General features: G+C 64.0%; 20 protein-coding genes. 7 read left to right on the top strand and 13 right to left on the bottom strand.

What is annotated here, in order from left to right:
- Position 1 precedes the first annotated feature (1 nt).
- From cysQ to MF606_RS06375, 4 genes are all read left to right on the top strand, one after another.
- Positions 2–832 carry a 3'(2'),5'-bisphosphate nucleotidase CysQ gene (gene cysQ / locus MF606_RS06390; RefSeq protein WP_240232974.1) on the top strand — a complete coding sequence of 277 codons (831 nt, stop codon included), beginning with the start codon at positions 2–4 and terminating at the stop codon, positions 830–832.
- Positions 833–965: 133 nt separating this feature from the next.
- Positions 966–1,514 carry a PadR family transcriptional regulator gene (locus tag MF606_RS06385; protein ID WP_240232973.1) on the top strand — a complete coding sequence of 183 codons (549 nt, stop codon included), beginning with the start codon at positions 966–968 and terminating at the stop codon, positions 1,512–1,514.
- A gap of 14 nt (positions 1,515–1,528) precedes the next feature.
- Positions 1,529–2,779, top strand: a complete 1,251-nt coding sequence (locus MF606_RS06380; RefSeq protein ID WP_240232972.1) for an efflux RND transporter periplasmic adaptor subunit — start codon at positions 1,529–1,531, stop codon at positions 2,777–2,779.
- Between the two features lie 5 nt (positions 2,780–2,784).
- Positions 2,785–6,141 (top strand): efflux RND transporter permease subunit, encoded by a 3,357-nt coding sequence (locus tag MF606_RS06375; RefSeq protein ID WP_240232971.1) that lies wholly within the window; start codon positions 2,785–2,787, stop codon positions 6,139–6,141.
- A gap of 55 nt (positions 6,142–6,196) precedes the next feature.
- Here MF606_RS06375 and MF606_RS06370 read toward each other — a convergent pair whose 3' ends face one another.
- Complete coding sequence (locus tag MF606_RS06370; protein WP_240232970.1) at positions 6,197–6,670, bottom strand: GNAT family N-acetyltransferase; 474 nt, start codon at positions 6,668–6,670, stop codon at positions 6,197–6,199.
- A 76-nt stretch (positions 6,671–6,746) separates the two neighbouring features.
- On the opposite strand from MF606_RS06370, the gene MF606_RS06365 reads away from it, so the two are divergent.
- On the top strand, positions 6,747–6,965 hold the full coding sequence (locus MF606_RS06365; RefSeq protein ID WP_240232969.1) for a helix-turn-helix domain-containing protein: 219 nt from the start codon (positions 6,747–6,749) through the stop codon (positions 6,963–6,965).
- A gap of 8 nt (positions 6,966–6,973) precedes the next feature.
- Positions 6,974–7,492, top strand: a complete 519-nt coding sequence (locus tag MF606_RS06360; protein ID WP_240232968.1) for a Clp protease N-terminal domain-containing protein — start codon at positions 6,974–6,976, stop codon at positions 7,490–7,492.
- A gap of 4 nt (positions 7,493–7,496) precedes the next feature.
- Here MF606_RS06360 and MF606_RS06355 read toward each other — a convergent pair whose 3' ends face one another.
- From MF606_RS06355 to MF606_RS06310, 10 genes are all read right to left on the bottom strand, one after another.
- A complete protein-coding gene (locus tag MF606_RS06355; protein ID WP_240232967.1) occupies positions 7,497–9,392 on the bottom strand; it encodes an ABCB family ABC transporter ATP-binding protein/permease in 1,896 nt (631 codons plus the stop codon).
- Complete coding sequence (locus tag MF606_RS06350; protein ID WP_240232966.1) at positions 9,392–9,712, bottom strand: ArsR/SmtB family transcription factor; 321 nt, start codon at positions 9,710–9,712, stop codon at positions 9,392–9,394. The genes MF606_RS06355 and MF606_RS06350 overlap by 1 nt, the downstream gene beginning before the upstream one ends.
- Before the next feature lie 97 nt (positions 9,713–9,809).
- Entirely contained in the window at positions 9,810–11,579 is a 1,770-nt protein-coding gene (locus MF606_RS21610) for a LysM peptidoglycan-binding domain-containing protein (RefSeq protein ID WP_275693130.1), read from the bottom strand.
- Positions 11,580–11,711: 132 nt separating this feature from the next.
- On the bottom strand, positions 11,712–13,328 hold the full coding sequence (cimA, locus tag MF606_RS06340; protein ID WP_240232965.1) for a citramalate synthase: 1,617 nt from the start codon (positions 13,326–13,328) through the stop codon (positions 11,712–11,714).
- 8 nt (positions 13,329–13,336) lie between these two features.
- Entirely contained in the window at positions 13,337–13,831 is a 495-nt protein-coding gene (locus MF606_RS06335; protein WP_240232964.1) for a GFA family protein, read from the bottom strand.
- The gene (locus MF606_RS06330) at positions 13,831–14,307 is read right to left on the bottom strand and encodes a GFA family protein (protein ID WP_240232963.1); all 477 of its coding nucleotides are present in this window, start codon (positions 14,305–14,307) and stop codon (positions 13,831–13,833) included. Before MF606_RS06330 ends, MF606_RS06335 begins: the two co-directional genes overlap by 1 nt.
- On the bottom strand, positions 14,304–14,612 hold the full coding sequence (locus tag MF606_RS06325; RefSeq protein WP_240232962.1) for an endonuclease domain-containing protein: 309 nt from the start codon (positions 14,610–14,612) through the stop codon (positions 14,304–14,306). The genes MF606_RS06330 and MF606_RS06325 overlap by 4 nt, the downstream gene beginning before the upstream one ends.
- A gap of 176 nt (positions 14,613–14,788) precedes the next feature.
- The gene (gene cysS / locus MF606_RS06320; protein ID WP_240232961.1) at positions 14,789–16,207 is read right to left on the bottom strand and encodes a cysteine--tRNA ligase; all 1,419 of its coding nucleotides are present in this window, start codon (positions 16,205–16,207) and stop codon (positions 14,789–14,791) included.
- 246 nt (positions 16,208–16,453) lie between these two features.
- Positions 16,454–16,903 (bottom strand): c-type cytochrome, encoded by a 450-nt coding sequence (locus MF606_RS06315; protein ID WP_240232960.1) that lies wholly within the window; start codon positions 16,901–16,903, stop codon positions 16,454–16,456.
- A 96-nt stretch (positions 16,904–16,999) separates the two neighbouring features.
- On the bottom strand, positions 17,000–18,001 hold the full coding sequence (locus tag MF606_RS06310) for a fumarylacetoacetate hydrolase family protein (RefSeq protein ID WP_240232959.1): 1,002 nt from the start codon (positions 17,999–18,001) through the stop codon (positions 17,000–17,002).
- A 184-nt stretch (positions 18,002–18,185) separates the two neighbouring features.
- On the opposite strand from MF606_RS06310, the gene MF606_RS06305 reads away from it, so the two are divergent.
- Positions 18,186–19,346, top strand: a complete 1,161-nt coding sequence (locus MF606_RS06305) for a DUF2865 domain-containing protein (RefSeq protein ID WP_240232958.1) — start codon at positions 18,186–18,188, stop codon at positions 19,344–19,346.
- Here MF606_RS06305 and gltX read toward each other — a convergent pair.
- Together gltX and MF606_RS06295 are read right to left on the bottom strand one after the other, a co-directional pair.
- Positions 19,291–20,628 carry a glutamate--tRNA ligase gene (gltX, locus tag MF606_RS06300; RefSeq protein ID WP_240232957.1) on the bottom strand — a complete coding sequence of 446 codons (1,338 nt, stop codon included), beginning with the start codon at positions 20,626–20,628 and terminating at the stop codon, positions 19,291–19,293. The two genes, MF606_RS06305 and gltX, sit on opposite strands and share 56 nt — an antisense overlap.
- Positions 20,625–22,292 carry an NAD+ synthase gene (locus tag MF606_RS06295; RefSeq protein ID WP_240232956.1) on the bottom strand — a complete coding sequence of 556 codons (1,668 nt, stop codon included), beginning with the start codon at positions 22,290–22,292 and terminating at the stop codon, positions 20,625–20,627. The genes gltX and MF606_RS06295 overlap by 4 nt, the downstream gene beginning before the upstream one ends.
- Positions 22,293–22,327 lie beyond the last annotated feature (35 nt).

Here is a 22,327-nt window from a genome sequence, read left to right as displayed (position 1 = left end):
GTTGGAGGCTCTTACCCAGGCGCCGACCGACGCGGCGCTGACCACGCAGGTGCTGGAAGCGGCCATAGCTGCGGCGCGCGTCATTCTCGATGTGTACGCGCGACCGATTGCCGCAGTGTCCAAGTCGGACGGTTCGCCCGTGACCGAGGCCGATGCGGCAGCGGAGGCCGTCATCCTCGACCATTTGGCAAGCACCGGTATCCCGGTATTGGGCGAGGAAAGCGTGGCGGCGGGGATCGTCCCGGTATTGGGCGAACGCTATTTCGTGGTCGATCCGCTGGACGGCACCAAGGAATTCATCAAGCGCAATGGCGAGTTCACGGTGAACATCGCGCTGGTCGAACACGGCGTGCCCGTCATGGGCGTGGTGCTGGCGCCGGCCACCGGGGAAACCTTTATCGGCGACGCGTCGGGCGCCTGGGCCTGCAACACCGCAAGCGGCATTGCTGACGAAAAGCGTTCCATATCAGTCGCTTCGGTGACGCCACTGCGCATCGTGGCCAGCCGGTCGCATGGCCACGCAGCGTTGGCGACCCTGTGCGAAACGCTAGAGGTTGAGGAGGATGTGTCGGTCGGTTCGTCGCTGAAATTCTGCCTGTTGGCGCGCGGCGATGCCCAGCTTTACCCTCGCTTTACCCCCACCAGCGAATGGGACACGGCCGCCGGCCAAGCCGTGCTAGAGGCTGCGGGCGGAGCGGTCGTCACCCTCGATGGCCAGCGCATGACTTACGGCAAACGCGACCTGGCTTTCCTCAATCCGTATTTCGTGGCGGCCGCGAGCGGGGAACTGGCGCGGCGCGCGGCGGCGGAGATGAGCAAAATCCTCGGCTGAGCCGGCGAGCCATGCAACGCCGTCTTAACTGACTTGCCCAATGAAGCGGGTTAGACAACTTGCGCGATTCACGCCGGAGATATACAGACCCGGCATATATCGGTCCAGCATATGGACGCGGTGAGGACAGCGCGTGAACGTCAGAACCCTTTGTTTGTCGATCCTCTTCGAGGACGAAGCGACCGGCTATGAAATCCGGCGTCGCTGCGTCGAGGGCGAATGCTCGTATTTCGTCGAGGCGAGCTTCGGCTCAATCTACCCCGCCCTCGCCAAGCTGGAAGACGAGAGACTGGTCACCAGCCGCACCGAGCAGCAGGAAGGCAAGCCCGCCAAGAAGGTGTATTCGATCACCGAGGCCGGCCGCACCGCCTTTGCCCAGGAACTGAGCGGGCCGCTCGGCGACGACGTGTTCCGCAGCCCGTTCCTGTTGTTTGCACGCTACGCGCACATCCTGCCGGCCGCGCTGGTCGAGGAACGGATCAATGAATATCTGCAGCGGACGGAAGCCGACCGCAGCAAACTCGAAGAGGCCATGGCGGGACGCACCCTGAGCGCGTCCGACACATGGGTCATGAATTACGGTCGTGCGGTCATGGGCGTTGCAGAACAGCATTTGCGCTCCCATATGCACGAACTGATCACATTAGCGCGAGCCGAGCCAAAGAAAGACGCGGCTGAGTAAAGGGGCGAATTCTCATGCGTGCACTGTATTCCTACGGCGTTGCGTTTCTGATCCTGGTTCTAGCGGGCGTCTGGCTGGCGAGTGGAACGCTGGTCATGGGCGGCAATGGACCCGGCAATGGCGAGCGGCCGATCGTTTCGGTACTCGAAGGCGAAGAGCACGGGCCGATCGCGACCCAGCTTGCCGAAGCCGGCGTGCTGGCACAGCACGAAACCGAACATGCCGTCGATCCCAACCTGACCATTGCCCAGCGCACCGAAGCCGAGACCGGCGCGGTGACCAAGGCGCAGTCGGTGCGCACCTCGACCTATGTGGCACAGCCCATGGCGATCGAAGTGCCGCTACGCGGGCGCACGCAGGCCAAGGCTTCGGTCGGGGCCGTCGCCGAGACCGCCGGAATCGTGGACACGGTTCATGTGACCAAGGGCCAGGACGTGGCTGTGGGCGATCTGCTCTGCACCCTGGACCAGGGTACGCGCGCTGCCGCCGTCGCCCAGGCGAAAGCCGGTATCGAACAGGCCAACGCCTCGCTGGCGCAGGCACAGGCCGATTACGATACCAATGCCGAGCTGCGCAGCAAGGGTCTGGCCGCACCGAACACCGCACGCGGTGTGGAAGTCGCCCTGACCGCCGCCAAGGCCGGTATCAGCACCGCCCAGGCTGCGCTCGACAATGCCCAGGCCGAACTCGACCGCACCGAGATCCACGCCAAGGTGGCCGGTGTCGTGCAGGACCCGATCGTGACCGCCGGCGCCATGCTGGCTCAGGGTTCGCCCTGCGCGACCATCGTCCAGCTCAACCCGATGGTTTTCATCGGCCAGGTTCCGGAGGCTCGTATCGGCCTCGCCAAGATCGGCCTTGAAGCCACCATCAAGACCATTACCGGCCAGGACGTTGCCGGCAAGGTGACCTTCATCTCGTCGGTTGCCGACCCGGCCACCCGCTCGTTCCCGGTGGAAATCGAGATACCGAACGTCGATGGCGCCATCCGCGACGGCATCACCGCGACCGCCACGGTCAATATGGGGTCAGCTCCGGCACACCTGCTGCCACAATCTGTCCTGACGCTGAACGATGATGGCGTCCTCGGCATCAGCTCGGTGGTGGGCAATGCCGTGAAGTTCCTGCCGGTGACCATCGTCAGCGATACGCGCGAAGGCGTGTGGGTGCTGGGCCTGCCGGCATCGGTCGACGTGATCACGGTTGGCCAAGAGTATGTCGTTGACGGCCAAACCGTCGAAGCTACCAACGTAACAGCGAGCTGATAGCCATGCTGGACTTCATCGAACGCATCCTCAGGATGCCGCGGGTCGTAATGACCGTGATGGTACTGCTGCTGGGGGCCGGTTTCGCGGCCTACAGCTCGTTGCCCAAGGAAAGCTTCCCGGCAATCGACATCCCATACTTCTACGTCTCGGTCACCCAGACCGGGGTGTCGCCGCGTGACGCCGAGCAATTGCTGGCGAAGCCGATCGAAGACCGCATCAAGGAAATCGACGGGCTGGAAAACTACACGTCGACCTCGACCACCGGCCATGCTTCGGTGTTCCTCGAGTTCAATGTGAATGCCGACAAGGACAAGGCGCTTTCCGACATCCGCGCCAAGATGGACGGCATTTCCTCCGTCCTGCCCGATGACGCCAAAGAACCGACCGTCACCGAAATCTCGTTCAGCGACATCCCGTCGCTGTCGGTTGCTGTTTACGGCAACGTTCCGGAACGCGAGCTGGTGCGGCGGGCAAAGGACCTACAGGACGAACTCGAGGCCATGCCCGACGTGCAGAGCGTGACCCTGTCGGGTTCGCGTGACGAAGTGCTGGAAGTTACCATCGACCTCAACCGTCTCGAGGCCTATGATCTGACCGCCCAGCAGCTGCTCGACGCACTGGCCAAGAACAACATGGTCGTGCCCGGCGGTACGCTGGATAGCGGCCAGGGCTCGTTCAACGTCGAAGTTCCCGGGTTGATCAAGAACGCCGCCGACGTCTACTCGTTGCCGCTCAAGACCTCGGGCGACACCGTGGTGACGTTTGGCGATGTGGCGACCGTGACCCGCACGTTCGAAGATGCGACGTCCTACTCCCATGTGAACGGCCAGCCGGCCATCACCCTGGGCGTCGTAAAGAAGCTCGGCACCAACGTCATCACCATCTCCGATGACGTGCGCCGCGTGACCGAGGAATTCACCGCCGACTGGCCGCAGGGCATCGAGACCAGCTTCCTGATCGACCAGGCGGACTCGACCAAGAGCCTGTTCCGGTCGCTGGAAGCGGCGGTGCTGACCGCCGTGGCGCTGGTGCTGATCACCTGTATCGCAACGCTGGGCGTGCGCCCCGCTATCATGATCGGCATGTCGATCCCGATCTCGTTCATGATCGCGTTCCTCGTCGTGCAGATGATGGGCATGACCATCAATATGATGATCATGTTCGGCCTCGTGCTGGCGGTGGGCGTGCTCGTCGACGATCCGATCGTGGTGGTGGAATATGCCGAGCGAAAGCTGATGGAAGGCGTCTCCAAGAAGGAGGCGTTCATCCTGGCCGCGCGCAAGATGTTCGTGCCGGTGGTTTCGGCCACCTTCACGACGCTGGGTGCGTTCATTCCGCTGCTGTTCTGGCCGGGCATTATCGGCAAGTTCATGAGCTACCTGCCGATCATCGTGATCGTGGTGATGTGCGCCTCGCTCGTCTCCGCGCTCATATTCATGCCGATCATCGGCGCCTTCATCGCTTCGACCCATGTGGACCCCAAGCACAAGGAAGCCGCCGACGTCGTGATGTATGCCGACAAGTTCGACCCCAAGAAGGTCGGCGGCGTTACCGGTGTGTATGTGCGGACGATGGAGCATCTGCTGCATCAGCCGATCATTACACTCGGCGTCGGCTTTGGCCTCGTCGTGATGATGTTCGTCGTCTACCTGATGAACCCGACCGGTACGGAAGCCTTCCCGGCATCCGAGCCCGAGTTCGGCACTGTGAATGTCATCACCCGCGGCAACTACTCGCCGATCGAAATCCGCGACATGCTGGTGGAAGTCGAGAACGAGATCCTGCAGGTGCAGGGCATCCAGGACGTCATCATGAGCTTTGGTGGCGGTGGCGATGCGATGAGCTCGGGTGGCCCGCCGAACACGATCGGTTCGTTCAATCTGCAGCTGTTGCCGTATAATGATCGCGTGAAGGCCGCCGAAATCTTCCAGAATATCCGCGACCGCGTCGCGCATATTTCGGGTCTCGACGTGCAGATCGCCGCTCAGGAAAACGGCCCGCCGGCAGGCAAGGCCATCAACCTTCGCGTTGAGGGCACGATCTATGACGACATCGCTCCGGCGGTGGAGAAGCTACGCGACTATATCGAGCACGATCTGGGCGACACTATCGACGTCGAAGACGGCCGCCCTGCCCCCGGTATCGACTGGCAGGTGACGATCGATCGCGAAGCCGCGGCCAAGTATGGCATCGGCGTCCGTGAGCTATCGCCCTATGTGCAGCTCGTGACTTCGGGCGTGAAGCTGGGCAGCTATCGTCCTGACGATGGCGGCGACGAACTCGACATCCGCGTTCGCCTGCCGGAAGAAGAGCGCACCTTCGACGCGCTCGACTCGCTGCGTATCGTGACCGCCCAGGGCCTGGTGCCCGTCTCGAACTTCATCGAGCGGAAAGCCGTGCCCAAGGTTGCCAACATTGCCCGCCGCAACGGCGTCTATGCGATGACGGTGGCCGCCAACCTGAACCCGACCAATGCGGCCGGGGAAGCCATTGCAGCCGATGCCAAGATCGAAGAGATCAAGGCGTGGCAGGCAACCCAGGAATGGCCGGCAAGCGTCAAGATCGTGTATGGCGGCGCCGCCGAGCAGGTCGACGACACCAATGCTTTCATCGTCTCGGCGCTGTTCGCAGCCCTGGCGCTGATCGCGGGTATCCTGTTGATCGAGTACAACAGCTTCTATCAGGTGGTCGTGACCCTGATGACGGTGGTGATGTCGCTGGCCGGGGTGCTGCTCGGCATGGTGGTCACCGGGATGAGCTTCTCGGCGATCATGACGGGCCTCGGCATCGTGGCGCTGGCGGGTATCGTGGTGAAGAACGGCATCGTGCTGATCGACACCTACAACCACTACCAGCGCGACGAGAATGTCGAGCCGGTCAAGGCCATGCTGATCACCATCAGCCAGCGCGTGCGGCCGGTGTTGCTCACCGCGACCGTGACGGCCCTGGGTGTGATCCCGATGGCGCTCAATGTCGAGTTCGACTTCATCCGCCGCGAAATCGTGGTGGGCGGCATTGCCGGTTCGTGGTTCATCCACTTGTCGGCGGCACTGGTGTCCGGCCTGTTCGTATCGACGGCCCTAACGCTCGTGATGGTGCCGGTCATGGTGGTGGCGCCGAACGTGCTGTGGAAGCAGATCAAGTGGGTCGGCCATCAGCTCGGCCGTCTTGGCCGGTTCGCCACGGGCCGCGGCCAGGTGGCGGCAGCTGCCGCGCCAGCCGGGTTTGACGGCCTTGCTGTCGAGATCCCGGCCGATGCCGACGGCGCCAAGCGCTACATCGTCAGCCAGGATGCTGGACTGGTCGAGAAGCAGCAGAACGGCGTAACGGTAGTCAGCCGTCCGGAAGCGGCCGAGTAGGCAAGCTTCAACGAATGAGAAAGGCCCGCAGTGATGCGGGCCTTTTTGTTTTGGATCACGCAGTGAAGGCGTACAATCGCCAGTCGTCGCCTTCGAAACTGATATCGCTGATGGCCGGCTGGCGGGATGCCAGAGCGCGCGACCAGAAGGCCTGAGCCGGTCTGTTTTGCTTCGGCGCGCCGATGTGCCAATCGCCTGGGTGGTTGGCGATCGCTGCGTCAAGCGCCGCCCGGCCGGCGCCCCTGCCCCGATAGGCCTTGAGGACGAAGAACTCGGCCATGAACCAGCGCGGCTTGCGGCCGGTCAGCGGGCATTCGTCGATGACGAGGGCGAAGCCCGCAATCTCTTGGCCGGACATGATCAGGAAGGGGAAGCGCCAGAAGCGGTCGAGGAAGTCGTATTCGAAACGACCATCCGCACCGACCGGGAACGGCATGCTCTCGGTCATGTCGTAGAGGTAGAGCTGGATCAGGTTGGCGATTACCGGCCGTTGGTCGGGTGTGGCCGGGACGAGGGAAATCTGGGTCATACGGCTAGCCTAGGATTGGCAAGACGCGCGCGTCAACAGATGTTGACAAATTTGGAGCGTCAACTATTGTTGACGCATGAATGACACCCTATCTGAGAATGGCAACGACGATCCCGAGCAGGCTTTGGCCAGCGTGGTCGCCCTGCGGCTGATGGCCGACAAGCTGGAGCGCAAGGCTGTAGCCGAGGCTTTGGCACAGGGCTGGTCATGGGCGCGCATCGCCCAGGCGCTCGGCGTCAGCAAGCAGGCCGCCCACAAGCGGCTGGCCGGTATTCCGCCTGATATCAAGAGCTAGGAGCAGACATGTTCAAGAGACTGACGCAGAACTTACGCGACATGGGCACGATCAAGACGCTGTGCGAGGCGGCGGAGCGGATTGCGCGGGCGAACCATCAGGAGCGGCCGGGCGCCGAGCACTTCGTGCTGGCGGCGCTGGAACTGCCCGATGGCTCGGCGGGCCGGATATTCGGCAGGCTGGGCCTTGATGGCGCGGATTTCGCTAGGGCTTTGCAGGAGACCCACGAGGCTGCGCTCAGCGTTGCCGGCGTCGGGGCGGATCAGATCGAAGGATCGGAGCGCGACGTGCCACCGCTGGCGGAGCCGAAGGGGCCGTATGCCGCAGCGCCATCGGGTGCGGCGGTACTGCAGGGCCTGGCTGCCCTGCGGAAGCACGGTGTGAGCGGGCCGCTGAGCGGCGCGCATGTGCTGGAGGTGGTGTCGACCATGCAGCACGGCACCACGGCGCGCGCGTTCAGGCTATTGGGCCGGGACCCGGCCAGCGTGGCCGCAGCGGTGCGGACCGAGATGACGCTGGCGGCGTAACCCCCTACTCCGCAGCAGGGGCTCCGCGCTTGACGAAGCCATCGGGATCGTTGGCCGTCTGCAGCAGTTTCTCTTCGGCTTCGGTAGCCTCGCGCTGACGGTTCCACATCTGGGCGTAGAGGCCATCCTTTTGCAGCAGGGCGACGTGATTGCCCCGCTCGGCGACGACACCTTCGCGCAGCACCAGGATTTCGTCGGCATTGACGACCGTTGATAGCCGGTGGGCGATGACCACTGTGGTGCGGTTCTTGGACACGACATCGAGGGCGGACTGGATATCGCGCTCGGTCTTGGTATCAAGGGCAGAGGTTGCCTCATCGAGGATGAGGATGGACGGCGCCTTGAGGATAGTGCGGGCAATGGCTACGCGCTGCTTCTCGCCGCCGGACAGCTTGAGGCCACGTTCGCCCACCGGTGTCTCGTAGGCCTTCGGCAGGGCCTCGATGAACGGGCCGACCTGGGCCATGGCGGCAGCGGCACGGACATCTTCCTGGGTGGCACCGGGACGACCGTACTGGATGTTGTAGCCGATGGTGTCGTTGAACAGCACGGTATCCTGCGGGACCATGCCAATGGCCGAGCGGAGGCTCTCCTGCGTGATGTCGCGCAGGTCCTGGCCGTCGATGGTGATCGAGCCGCCAGTGACGTCATAGAAGCGGTAAAGCAGCCTCGAGATGGTCGACTTGCCGGCGCCGGTGGGTCCAACGATAGCGACGGTCTTGCCCGCGGGCACTTCGAAGCTCACGCCCTTGAGGATGGGGCGATCGGGATCGTAGTGGAAGGTCACGTCCTCGAAGCGTATCACCGGGCCAGTAATGGCCAGCGGCTTGGCGTTGGGGCTGTCCTCGATCTCGGGATTCTGGTCGAGCAGCTTGAACATCTCTTCGATATCGGTGAGCCCCTGGCGGAGCTCGCGATAGACGAAGCCGATGAAGTTGAGCGGCCGGTAGATCTGCATGAGGAAGGTGTTGAGCAGGACGAAATCGCCCAGTGTCAGCGTCCGGTTCATCACGCCCACGACCGCCATGATCGAGATGATCAGGAAGCCGGCATAGAAGATAACCGCCTGCCCGAAGTTCAGGAAACCCAGCGAGGTCCAGATGCGGATGGCCGAGCGCTCATAGCCCGCCATGGCGCCATCGAAGCGATCGGCCTCCATCTTCTCGTTGGCGAAGTACTTCACCGTTTCGAAGTTCAGCAGGCTGTCGATCGCCTTGGAATTGGCGTCGGTGTCGGACTCGTTCATGTCGCGGCGGATGGAAATTCGCCAGTTCGAGGCCTTGATGGTGAAATAGAGATAACCCCAGATCATCACCACCAGCACGCCGAGATAGCTGATGCCGAACATCCAGACGAAGATGACGGCGGTGATGACGAACTCGACCAGCGTCGGGGCGATGTTGAGCATCGTGAACCGGACGATGGTTTCGATGCCCTTGGTGCCGCGCTCGATGACGCGGCTCAGGCCACCGGTGCGACGGGCGAGATGGAAGCGCAGCGACAGGCGATGCAGGTGATGGAAGGTGCGGAGCGCCAGCTTGCGCACGGCATGCTGGCCGACGCTGGCGAAAAGCACGTCGCGCAGTTGCTGGAAGCCAGCGTCGATGACGTTGCCCAGCGCGTAGGCGATGACCAGCACGATCGGCACGGCAAGGCCGAGGATCAGGGTGCTGTCGGGCGTGGCGCCATCGAGACTATCGATGATGCCCTTATAGGCGAAGGGTATGAGGGTGGTCGCGACCTTGCTGAGGAGAAGCGCGCCGATGGCGAGGACAACACGGAGCCGCAGATCGGGCCGGTCGGCCGGCCACATATAGCCCCACAGATTCTTGATCGTGGCGAATACCGAGCCCTCCTCCGCGCTAACGGACGGCTTCTTCTCAACGCTGTCAGACGACATCAGGCCGGTTCCGCTTCCAGTTTCGGGACGGCGGGCCCAAGTCCCGCGACCATGCCGGAATAGGCCGCGCCAAGCGCCGCCAGCCGGTCATGCTGGACGATGTAGCAATTGCGCGTGCCACGCGGCTTGCGCTCGATAAGGCCCGCATCAAGCAGCACCTTGATGTGCTGGCTGACGGTGGACTGGGCCAGGGGCAGTTCTTCGGTTACGTCGGCGCAGCAACACTCGCCGCGCTGCTGGGTCGCCAGGATGCGCAGGATATTGAGGCGCACGGGGTGCCCCAATGCTCGCATGATGGTGGCAATATCGTCGTCTTGCATGGGCTCGACTGCATCAATCGGTGAATTACGATAGAAATGGGGGCTATCAGCCCAAAAATCAATGGCCCGCTTCTCAGCGGGCCATTTTCTGCTCAGTTTAGTTGGCGCCCTCGGGCAGATCGAACACCTGTCCGGGGTAAATCCGATCCGGATCGCGGATCTGCCCAGTATTGGCCTGGTAGATCGTGGTGTACTTGATGCCTTCGCCATAAACGCGCCGCGCGATGGTCCAGAGATTGTCGCCACGGCGGATGATCGCCTTGCCGGATGCGAAACGCTCGGCGTCGGGATCGCCGACTGCAACGGCCACGAGAGTGGGCACGTCGGCTGCCGGTTGAGCCGGCGGAGTTGGCTCTGTTGCTGCTGGTTCCGCGGCGGGCGCGGGCTCGGCCGCTGTCATGACTGGCTCTGCCACAGGCGTGGGCGCGGGGGGAGTTGCGGCCGCTTCTGCTGCCGGCTGAGCAGGGGCGGCAGCTTCCGCCGTTGGCTGAGCGGCAGGCTCGGCAGGAGCCGGCGCCGTTGCTGGAGCCGGTTCTGCGCTCGGTGGCACCTCCGTGGGCGGCGCGGGCGTGTCGGCGGCTGGAGCGGCAGCAGGCGGGGCCTCGGCGGCCGGCGCTGCTTGCTGAGCAGGTGGCGTTGCAGCGGGCGGTTCGGTGGCAGCCGCCGTAGCCTCGTCGGCCTGGGCAACCGCGACCGCCGGTTCGTCGACCGGCAGATCGACCACGAAATTCACCTCGGCGCGCGAGGCCACCTTGGCGCTATCGGGCTGGAGTACGTCGATGCGGATGCGCTGGGATGGCTGGTTCAGCACGTCGCCGGCCTCGACCAGCCAACGGCCGTCGGAGACGATGGTATCGGCGATAAACTGGTCGTTGACATACAGGCGCATGGTGGCGCCTTCCGGTCCGCCGCCGGCAAAGAAGGTCTTGTCGCCCTCGATTTCGATGGCGTCGATGGTGGGCGGGGTTGCGTCCAGAATCGCCGCTGGTGTCGCGGGAGCCGGCTCGACGGCCGCAACGACCGTCTCGGTACCGGCGGCTGGCGGAGCGCTGGGCTCGGCAGCTGGTGCGGCGAGAGTCTCGGCCGGCGGTGTGGCGGCGGCCGGAGGTGAATTGTCGGGAGCCTCGGCCGCAGGCGCGGCTTCGGACGTTGGGGGGACCGACTGCGTAGCGGGGGTTTCTGCCGCTGGGGTGGTGACAGTGGCGACAGCCGGTGCCGCATTATCGGCGGCCTCAGGGGCCGCGGCGACGGGTGCTTCGGCGGGCGCTGGTGTAGCGGCAGCAGGTTCGACGGCCGGGGCGGGTTCGGCGACAGCCACTTGCGTCGGTTTAGCGGCGGGCACATCGATACCCTGCAGGACTTCGCTGGCGGCGCCGGGCGTGCTGGCGACGACGAGCGGCTCGCTGGTCTTGTCTTCATTGATGGCGACAACGAAGGACTGTTCCGCACGGCCGGTCTTGCCAGCCTCACCCAGAGTGATCTCGGTACCGCCCGGCGGGATTGGAGCGTCGGGGACGAAGACCCAGTCACCACTGCTCTCGACTGTGGTTTTGCCCAGCAAGGCGCCGTTGGAATAGACCTCGACCTCGCTTCCCGGGGTGCCGCTGCCGGCGATGACCACCGAACCGTCAGGCTCGGCGCGCAGCAGGCCAAACGTCGCGGCTACGAGGTTTTCCGGTACCTCGGCAGGCGCTGGTTCGGTGACATCGAGCACCGGCTCGCCAATGGCGGTTTCGGCGGCTGGCGGTTGGACCAGAGGGGCTCCAGGTTCGACGGCGGCCGTGGCTGGCGCGGGCAAAATACCGGCCCCGACCATCTTGCCGCGCAGGCACTGGCCCATGCCATCGCTGAAATTGAAGCAGGTCACGACGGACGGGCCCGCCAGCACACCGATGATGACTGCGATGGTAACCGCCGCTGCCCCGAGGGTGAGCGCTAGAGGTTGTTTCGGAGCGGTTTCGGCCAGTTCGTCCTCCCGGAGGACGGCAGTGCCGTCCGGTTAAGCCACCTGTTCTGTTGTCCTCTGCGCCGCTTCAGTCTTCAACAGCTTGTATGTTATCGATTCATACAGAGCTTCAAACGACGCATCAATGATGTTGGGCGACACGCCGATCGTATACCACCGCTCTCCGGTGCCATCGCGACTTTCGACCAGTACACGGGTGACCGCGCCCGTGCCGCCGTCGAGGATACGCACCTTGAAGTCCACCAGCTCCAGGTCTTCGATACGCGACGAATACTTGCCCAGGTCTTTGCGCATGGCCAAATCGAGCGCATTGACCGGGCCGTTACCTTCGGCGACCGACATCAATAGCTCACCCTCGACGCGGATTTTCACCACCGCTTCGGTGACGGTGATCTCCTCGCCATGGGCGTTGTGGCGGCGTTCCACGCTGGCGCGGTAGTTCTCGACAGTGAAATAGCTGGGCAGCGTACCAAGCACTTCATGGGCGAGAACGGCGAAGGAGGCGTCGGCGCCATCGTAGGAATAGCCGCGCGATTCGCGCTCCTTGACCGTGGCGAGGAGCTTTTCGAGGCGCCGGTCGTCCTTGGCCAGTTCGATGCCGTGGCGGGCAAGCGCAGTGAGGAGATTGGACTTGCCCGCCTGCTGGCTGACCATGATCGAGCGCTCGTTGCCGACGCTTTCGGGCGGGACATGCTCGTAGGTCGAGAAGTCCTTGAGCAGTGCCGAGGCGTGGATGCCGGCCTTGGTGGCGAATGCCGATGCCCCGACATAGGGCGCTTGACGCAAGGGGGCGCGGTTCAGCCGGTCATCGAAGGCGCGCGAAATTTGTGTAAGACGTGCGAGGCGCGCCGTATCGATGCCGGTTTCGAAGCGGTCGGCAAAGACGGGCTTAAGCACCAGAGTGGGGATGATGGTGATGAGATTGGCGTTACCACAGCGCTCGCCGATGCCGTTCAGGGTACCCTGGATCTGACGGACCCCGGCCTCTACCGCCGCCAGCGTGTTGGCGACGGCCTGGCCGGTATCATCATGGGCATGAATGCCCAGGCGATCGCCGGGAGCGACGGCGCGTACGGCGGTGACGATGTCGCGCACCTCGCTGGGCATGGTGCCGCCGTTGGTATCGCAAAGCACGACCCAGCGCGCGCCGGCGTCGAGCGCGGTGCTGACACAGGCGAGCGCGTAGTCGGGATTGGCCTTGAAGCCGTCGAAGAAGTGCTCGCAGTCAACAAGCGCTTCCTTGCCCGAAGCCACGGCGGCGGCGACGGTGTCGCGCAGGTTTTCGAGGTTCTCCTCGAGCGAGATTTCCAGCGCGACCTTGACCTGGTGGTCCCAGGCCTTGGCGACGAAGCAGGTGGCGTCAGCCCGCGAATTGAGCAGCGCCTGCACGCCAGGGTCATTGGCGGCAGAGCGCCCTGCCCGCTTGGTCATGCCGAAGGCGGTAAAGGTGGCGCGCTTCGTGCGCTTGCGCTCGAAGAACTCGGTATCGACCGGGTTGGCGCCGGGATAGCCGCCCTCGATATAGTCCACGCCCAATTCATCGATCAGGCCGGCAATGGAAATCTTGTCCTCGAGCGAGAACTCGATGCCGGCCGTCTGCGCGCCGTCGCGCAGCGTCGTGTCGAAGATATAGACGCGGTCTTTGGACATGGGACTACTTAGCTCGGATCGGGCCAGACGGAGGTGTCGTGGTCGGGATGCTGGTGGTTGGACAGGCGGATGGCGGTGGTTGATTCCTCGCCGTCGGCGACTTCGGTGGTACCGAGGTCTTCGATGTCGTTGAGATGGAGCAGAGATGGGTGCTTACCCTCCATGCCCATCTGCCAGCGCAGGGCAATGCGATGTGGTTCGTCAAAGGCGCCGATGGTCAGGCTGACGCGTTCACCGCCCAGACACTGGTAGAAAAGTGGTGTACCGCATTGGGAGCAGAAGCCGCGATCGACGTGTTCGGAACTGCGGAAGCGCGAGGGCTCGCCCCGGGTCCAGGTCAGGTTCTCATGCCGCACGCCGACCAGCGAGGCGAAGAGATTGCCGGTCGCCTTCTGGCACATGCGGCAGTAACAGACATGCGGATTATCGTGCAAAGCTTCGGCGCGGAAGCGCACGGCGCCGCACTGGCAACCGCCGGAAAATGGTCCGTGGGGCATTTCCATCATCGTTCTCCTCGGGGTGGCCAGTCGTCGGTGTCGTGATCGGGATGCTGGTTGGAATGAATGCCGGCCAGGAAATCGCGCCACTCGTCGCTGGCTTCGGTGCGTACCGGCAGGTCGGTCAGACCATCGAAGAAGGGCAGCTTGTCGGTCAGGTTGACCTGGATGACCGGGGCCGCGACCGTCGGGTCGTCGAAGGCGCCGATGGCGAGTTCGAGGCCGAACCGGGTCTCGTAGGCCAGCGGAGTACCGCAATCGCCGCAGAAGGCGCGGCGGGCGGCGTTGGATGACTGGAACCACTTGGGCTCGCCGCGGGTCCAGGTGGCGTTATGCGCGGTCGCTAAGGGCCCGAAGAAGCCGCCGAAGGCTTTCTGACACATGCGGCAATGGCAGATGGATGGGCGGCCCAGGCGGGTGACGCTGAAGCGGACAGCGCCGCATTGACAGCCGCCGGCATGGGCCTCGGGTTTCTTGGTCATACTGGCTCCTGTAGGGCGTTCCAGACGGCGTCGAGCACTTGATCTGGGCGGGATAGGATATCGTTGTTCCAGAGGCGGAGGAGGCGGAAGCCACGTCTCGACAACTCGGCGTCCCTCTCAGCGTCGCGCGTACTTTCGACGTGTTGGCTGCCATCGGCTTCGACGATGAGCTTGGCCGCGTAGCAAACGAAATCGGCTATGTACGAGCCGATGGGTACCTGACGCCTGAACTTGTAGTTGGCGAAACGCCGGTCGCGCAGGAGCAGCCAGAGCTGGCGTTCCGCCTCGGTGGGCTGATGGCGCATAGAGCGCGCAAATCCTTGCAATCGCGGGTTTGGGCGCTCCTTGGCCCCCTCATCCGCCCTTCGGGCACCTTCTCCCACGAGGGGAGAAGGGGATGGAGCTGGTAGCCAACAGTCAGTTCCCTTCTCCCCTCGTGGGAGAAGGTGGTCCGAAGGACCGGATGAGGGGGCTGCGGAACTCACCGCTTCATCTCCCACTTCGTCCTACGTTCGCCGGTTTCGTCCTTGTAGTCCATCAGCGAGATGCCCTGCTCGGCCAGCTGGTTGCGCAGGGCGTCGGCCTTGGCGAAGTCCTTGGCATTGAGGGCGGCGAGGCGGTCGGCGATGGCTGACGCGATGTGGGGCGGTTCTTCCCAGCCGTCGTCGGAGGTCAGCAGGGAATCGAGGCTGAAGCCGAGGAAGCGCAATGAGGCAGCGAGGCAATGGCGGGCATTGCCCTCGTCGCGATTGGCCTTCTTGGCGATGAAGTCGAGGGCGACGCTGGCGCGGTGGAAGTTGAGGTCGTCTGCCAGTTCGGCTAGCACCGAGGCGTCGGGGGCGTCGCCGTCAGAGACCTCGGCGCCGCGAGCGGCGCGTTGCCAGTCGCGCAGTTTGGCTTCGGCTTCGTCGAGGCGCTTGAGCGAGAAGTCGATGGGCTCCCGGTAATGCGTCATCAGCATGGCGAGGCGCAGCACGTCACCATGCCAAGCATGGCCGCCCATGGCGCCGGTTTCGAGCAGGTCGTTGATGGTGACGAAGTTGCCCAGGCTCTTGGACATCTTCTGGCCCTCGACCTGCAGGAAGCCGTTATGCATCCAGATGTTGGCCATGGCGTGGGTGCCGTGGGCGCAGCGGGACTGGGCGATCTCGTTCTCGTGGTGCGGGAAGATGAGATCGAGCCCACCACCATGGATGTCGAAGGTCTGGCCGAGATAGCGCTCGCTCATGGCCGAGCATTCGATATGCCAGCCGGGGCGGCCACGGCCCCAGGGACTGTCCCAGCCGGGCTCATGGTCGGCGGATTGCTTCCAGAGCACGAAATCGGCCGGGTTCTTCTTGTGCGCCTCGACGGCGACGCGAGCGCCGGCCAGGTTGTCTTCGAGGTTGCGACCGGAGAGTTCGCCATAATCCGGCATCGACTTGACGTCGAACAGCACTTCGCCGCCAGCCTCGTAGGCGTGACCGTTGGCGAGTAGAGCCGTGATCAGCGTCTGCATTTCGGCGATATTGTCGGTGGCGCGCGGCTGGATGGTCGGCTCGAGCGAGCCGAGGGTCCTGGCGTCTGAAAGGAACTGCGTCTCGGTCTTTTCGGTGACGCGGCGGATCGCCTGGTTCAGCGGCAGATCGGGGAAGTCGCGCAGGGCCCGCGCGTTGATCTTGTCGTCGACGTCGGTGATGTTGCGGACATAGGTGACGTTATCAGCGCCATAAACGTGGCGCAGCAGGCGGAACAGCACGTCGAAGACGATGACAGGGCGCGCATTGCCGATATGGGCGAAGTCGTAGACCGTCGGGCCGCAGACATACATGCGCACGTTGTTCGCATCGAGCGGAACAAAGGGTTCCTTGCGGCGCGTGAGCGTGTTGTAGAGCGAAAGCTGTGGCGATCCCGTGGTCATGTCGTCCTCTGGCCATGCGGAGTTGCGCTGGCTGACTGGGCTCTTCGGGTATCAGAATTTCAGAATGAAGAAGACCGCGCCGCCAACAAGTGGTTAGCAGGTAATAATGCAGCGGTTAATCAGAATGACTATCGTCTTCATGGTGGCGGAGATTGACCGCAGGCGAAGCGGAAATCAAGCCGAAAAGAAAAGAGGACGGCCCGGAGGCCGCCCAATCGCTTTGGAGGCGATAATGTCGGGCTGTACTCAGCCGCGGAATTGCTGGTGGCAGGCGCCGCAGGTGCCGCCGAGCGCCTGTAGGGCGGCAGCGTAGGCAGCGGCGTCGCCGGCTTCGGCGGCGGCGAGCCCAGCCGCTGCAGCCGTTTTGCCGGTTTCGACAATAGCGGTGAAGCCGTCCCAGTTTTCCCAGATGACAGGGAGCGCTTCGCTCTCACCCACGATGGAGCCTTCGGGGAACAGCTCTGGAATGTGGGTGTAGTTGGTCAGCAGGGTCTGCATGGCCGCGACCGCCTCGGGGCCGGTCAGACTGCCGGCTGAGCGCAGGATGCCGCCATCTTCCTTCATCAGCGCGATACGGGCCTCCACGGCGGCCTCGGGCGTCGCCGGCGGCACGAAGGCGTCCTGGGCGAAAGCGGCGACGACACCCATGGTCATCAGGCCAGCGATCGCCATGGCAGAGATAGTCTTGATCGACATGAGTTGCACCCTCAACGCGCAATTGCACCATTGCCCGGCGAGAGTTGCACGCGGGACATGACGCGCCCAGTGTGCACACGTGAATGTTATCAACGGTTATGCGAGGGCCACGACCTGGTTGATATCACCAAAAGCGGATTTGCCGTCAGCGGCGATGGCGGCGATCCGCACGGTATCGCCGGGCTTGAGGAACGGCGTGCGGGCGCGGCCGTACTTGATCTTTTCGACGGTGCGCGCCTCGGCAATGCAGGCAAAGCCGATGCCGCCGGGCTTGGTGGGCAGGCCCTCATCGTGGCGGTTGGACACAGTGCCCCCACCAATAATGGTGCCGGCGGCGAGGTTGCGCGTGCGGGCGGCCTCGACGATCAGGTCGGCAAAATCGAAATGCATGTCGGTACCGGCATTGGGCTGGCCGAACAGGCCGCCATTGACCTCGACGCGAACCGGCAGGTGCAGGCGGCTGTCGCGCCAGTTGTTGCCCAGGCTTTCCGGCGTCATCACCACCGGCGCGAAGGCAGTGGACGGCTTGGCGTGGAAGAAGCCGAAGCCGTTCTGGAGGTCGTCGACCACGAGCCGCCGCAGCGAGACGTCGTTGCAGATGGTAACGAGGCGGATGGCTGATGCGGCCTGATCACGGGTGGCGCGCATGGGCACGGCGCCGATAATCACCGCGACTTCGGCTTCGAAATCGATCGCCAGGTCGGGATCGGTCACCAGGATCGGGGCGGTGGCCGCGGACAGCGAATCGGAGCCGCCCTGGTAGAGGAGCGGCCGGGCCGATTGAAGCTCGGCATCCTTGCTGCCCTTGAGGCTGCGCACGCGTTCGAGATGGCTGAGATAGCCAGCGCCATCAATCCATTGGTAGGCGCGGGGCAGCGGGGCCAGGGCATGCGCCGTGTCGAAGGGCTGGCCGGCAATGGCACCGGCATCGAGCTGCGCCGCGAGAGCGGCAAGCGCGGGGCCGTGGACGGCCCAATCATCGAGCGCGGCTTGCAGAGTAGGGGCAATGCGACCGGCGGACACGCATTGCGTCATCCCAGCGGAGACGACGACAAGCTGGCCATCCGGCCGACCATTCTTCAGCGTCGCAAGCTTCATAGGCGCATTCTCTCGCTAGAGTGTGACCATGCAGCGCTACCATGACGCCGACGCCGTCACTATAGTGTTGCCACGGGTCGCGAGGCAAAGTTGCCTACAGGCCATGCGGTCGTGTTTCTGCTAGAAACGCAGGCGGCGTTGTCTTAAGGCCCGGTTGCGGCGCGCGGCGCGCCTATGGGATTCGATGGCAAGTTTGAGCAGTATCGGCGCACGCGCCCTCGTTCTTCTGGTGCTCGCCAGCGCCGGCCTGATGCTGGACGTCAGCACCGCCTACGCACAGGCGGCACAATGTTCGCGCCTGCAGAACATGCTGCGGCAGGTCGATCGTAATGGCGATTTCCAGCAGATGGGCGGCAGCTCGCAGGCGGCGCGGCAGGCCCAGCGCGACGTGCAGAACATGGAAAGCCGCTATGTCCGCGATGGGTGCAATGACGACGCCAAGGCCGGGCGGCCGCTGACGCCGCAATGCACGCAGATCGGCCGCGAAGTGTTGCGCCTGCGGGAGGTTGCCGCGAGCGTCAGCCAGCAGGTGGAAAGCGCCAATGCCGTCGCTGGCCAGCGCGAAGCAATCCTTCAGGAAATGGCCCGTTTCGGCTGCGGCGCCGATGGCGGCTCGAGCGCGACCTTCACCACCGAGCGGCAGAACCTGTTCGATCGTATTTTCGGCACCACCTCGGAAGGTGACTTTACCAACGGGCAGATGATCGACGGCGGCGACTATTGGGGCTATCAGGGCTATCAGACCGTCCGCACGGTGTGCGTGCGGCTGAGCGATGGCTATTTCTGGCCGATCAGCTACGCCACCCTGCCCGATTACGTGAGCAACGACGCGCAGACCTGCCAGGCGAGTTGCACGACGACGCCGGTCGAACTCTATTTCTACGACAATCCGGGCCAGGAGCCCGAGCAGATGCGCAACCAGTTCGGCGAGCCCTATTCGTCGCTACCGACGGCGTTCCGCTATCGCGATGCGCTCGACACCAGCCCTTCGGCGAGCTGCAAGGTGGCGCCGCGTTCGGATGGATCGATGAGCGTGGCCACCGGAACCGATGGCAGCACACGCACGATGATCGAGGTGTCCGGGGTGAGCTTTCCGATGCCGCTGCGCGATCCGCGCGGCATCGCGCCGGTACAGGCCCCGACTACGGCGCCGATCGAGACGGCAAACCTGGTTAGCGTGCCCCTGCCCCGTCCGCGGCCGGCTGGTCCTGGCGAAACGGTGGTGACGCGGCCGGTTCAGGCGGCGACCGAGACGCAGCTGCGGCTGGTGCAGTTCGGCGACAAGGTGGTCAGGGTAGTCGGGCCAGACACGCCGTACGCCCAACCAACGGGAGAAGGGACTTAAGCTCTGGCCCGTCGTGGCGCCCAGTCAAGGCCAGGCGCAACGGCAGGAACAGGGCTTTGCCCTTGCGGCCGGTCGAAGTCTTGAGCGCGTCCGTCCAATGCGACCAAGTCGTCTGGTCCCACGGCTCCTGCGGCAGCAAGGCCTTGGCCAGCGCCAGGAAATCACGGTCTTCATCAGCGATGACGGGCTCGATCGGGCCGGTTACCAGCTTGGACAGATCGGTGATATCGGCAAATTTGGCGAGATTATCGCGCAGCAGCAGCCAAAGCGCTTCGCCCTCGAGGCCCAGCGCCGAGAGACGCGCCTGCACAGCCTCGTAGGGCATGGCATGCAATAGGCGGGCATTGAGGCCGTCGAGTTCGGACGGATCGAAACGGGCGGACCCGTGCGAGATCATCGAGAAATCGAGGCGGCCCGCAATTTCATCGAGCGTCTCGTAGGCTTCGATGGGAAGGCTGGTGCCGGTGATGGAGGCCATGATGGCAATGGCCATCGGCTCGTAGCCCTCGGCGCGGAAGTCGGAAATCGACTGGCTGCCAAGGCGTTTGGAGAAGCCCTGCCCTTCGGCGTCGGTCAGCAGGTTGTGGTGGCCGAATACGGGCACCGTGCCGCCGAGCGCTTCGAATATCTCGATCTGGGTGCCGGTATTGGAGACATGGTCTTCGCCGCGGATGACGTGGGTGATGCCCAGGTCGATGTCATCGACCACGGAGGGCAGCGTATAGAGATAGCTGCCGTCTCCACGAACGAGCACGGGGTCGGACATCGAGGCGGTGTTGACGGTCTGCGCGCCCTTGATGAGGTCGTCGAACTGGACCGGACGGCCGTCGAGCTTGAAGCGCCAATGCGGCTTGCGGCCTTCGGCTTCGAGGCGGGCGCGGTCTTCGTCGGTGAGGCTCAGAGCGGCCCGATCGTAGATCGGCGGTTTGCCGAGCAGGCGGGCGCGGGCGCGCTTGCGGTCGAGTTCTTCCTCGGTCTCGTAGCACGGATAGAGCCGGCCGGCGGCAATCAGGCGGTCACGGGCGGCGTCGTAAAGCGCGGTGCGTTCGGACTGACGAACCAGCAGGTCAGGCGTGATGCCGAGCCAGGCGAGATCGACCTCGATGCCGTCGGCAAATTCCCGCGTCGAGCGGGCATGGTCGGTGTCATCCATGCGCAGGACGTAGCGGCCGCCATTGCGGCGGGCGAAGAACCAGTTGAGCAGCGCCGGGCGGGCATTGCCGAGATGGATGCGGCCGGTGGGGGACGGCGCCCAGCGAACAGTCGTTGTCGGGCTGGTCATCCGATAATCCGGTCCTTGTAGCCATTGGTGATCGGGTAGCGGCGGCCCAGACCGAAGGCCTTGACGGTGAGCTTGGGACCCGGCGCCGACTGGCGGCGTTTGTATTCGGCGATATTGAGCAGCCGCTCGATACGTTCCACCAGAGCCTGATCGTGGCCCTTGGCGACGATTTCGGCGATGGAGAGCTCGTCTTCGACAATGGCGGTCAGGATGGCGTCCAGCACCGGGTATGGCGGCAGGCTATCCTGGTCGGTCTGGTTCGGACGCAGTTCGGCTGACGGCGCCTTGGCGATGATGGCCTGGGGGATGACCTCGCCAGTGGGGCCCTTGCTGTCGCCGGGCCGATGGCTGTTACGCCAGGCGGCGAGGCGGTAGACCTCCATCTTGAACATGTCCTTGAGCGGATTGTAGCCGCCGTTCATGTCGCCATAGATGGTGGCGTAGCCGACGCCCATTTCGGACTTGTTGCCTGTGGTCAGCAGCATGGAGCCGAGCTTGTTGGAGACGGCCATCAGTACGACACCGCGCATGCGCGACTGGATGTTTTCCTCGGCCAGATCGGCGGGGCGATTGTCAAAGATGGGGGCCAGTTCGATCAGGGCATCATCGACCGGATTGCCGATGGAGACGATGTCGTAGCGCACACCCAGCCGCTCGGCGCAGTCCTTGGCGTCCTTGAGGCTGGCCTCGGAGGTGTAGCGATAGGGCAGCATGATGCAGTGGACGTTTTCGGGGCCGAGGGCGTCAACGGCCATGGCGGCGACCACGGCGCTGTCGATGCCACCGGAGAGGCCGAGCACGACCTGCTTGAAGCCGTTTTTGTGCACGTAGTCGCGCAGGCCCAGCACGCAGGCGAGCCAGGGGGCTTCGTCGGTGGTGGTCAGCTCGGTGACTTCGCCCTGTTCGCAGGTCCAGCCGTTATCGCCGCGGACCCAATCGGAGACGATGAAATCGGTCTCGAAGGATTTGCCCTGAAACACCAGCTTATTGCCGGGTTCCATGCCGAAGGAGGCCCCGTCGAACACCAGCTCGTCCTGGCCGCCGACCTGGTTGAGGTAGAGCATGGGCACGTCGTCCTCTTGCGTGCGGGCGCGAACGAGGTCTTTGCGGACGTGCTGCTTGTTGGTCCAGTAGGGCGAACCATTGGGGCAGAGCATGATTTCGGCGCCGCGCATGGCGAGGTGATCGCACACATTGGGGTGCCAGATATCTTCGCAAATCGGGATGCCGATCGGCACGCCTTTGATGACCACTGGGTCGGCCAATGGGCCAGCGTTGAAGTAGCGCTTCTCGTAGAAGACATCGGAATTGGGCAGTTCGCGCTTCAGGCGCGTGGCGATGATCTGGCCGTTCTCGGCCACCAGAACGGCATTATGGAGGCCGGTCTTTTCGAGCCAGACGGTCGGCAGCACCAGGACGACATCCGTGCCGGCAGTGTCAGCGATCAGATCGCGAGCGGCCTGCATGGCATCGGTGAGGAATTTCGGCTTGAACAGCAGGTCGTCAGGAAAGTAGCCGGTGAGGAACAGCTCGGAGAGCATCAGTATGTCGGCCTTGGCGGCGACCGCATCGGTCAGCGCCGTACGGGCCAGGGCCAGATTGCCGGTGATGTCACCGACCTTGGGATTGAGCTGGGCGAGCGCAATTCTGAGGCGGTCTGTCACGATGATACTGCCCGTTGGCTGAGTGAAACTTGGCG

It is taken from the genome of Devosia lacusdianchii (genome assembly GCF_022429625.1).
Taxonomy (GTDB): Bacteria; Pseudomonadota; Alphaproteobacteria; order Rhizobiales; family Devosiaceae; genus Devosia; species Devosia lacusdianchii.
This window is presented reverse-complemented; position numbering and strand designations above follow the sequence as displayed.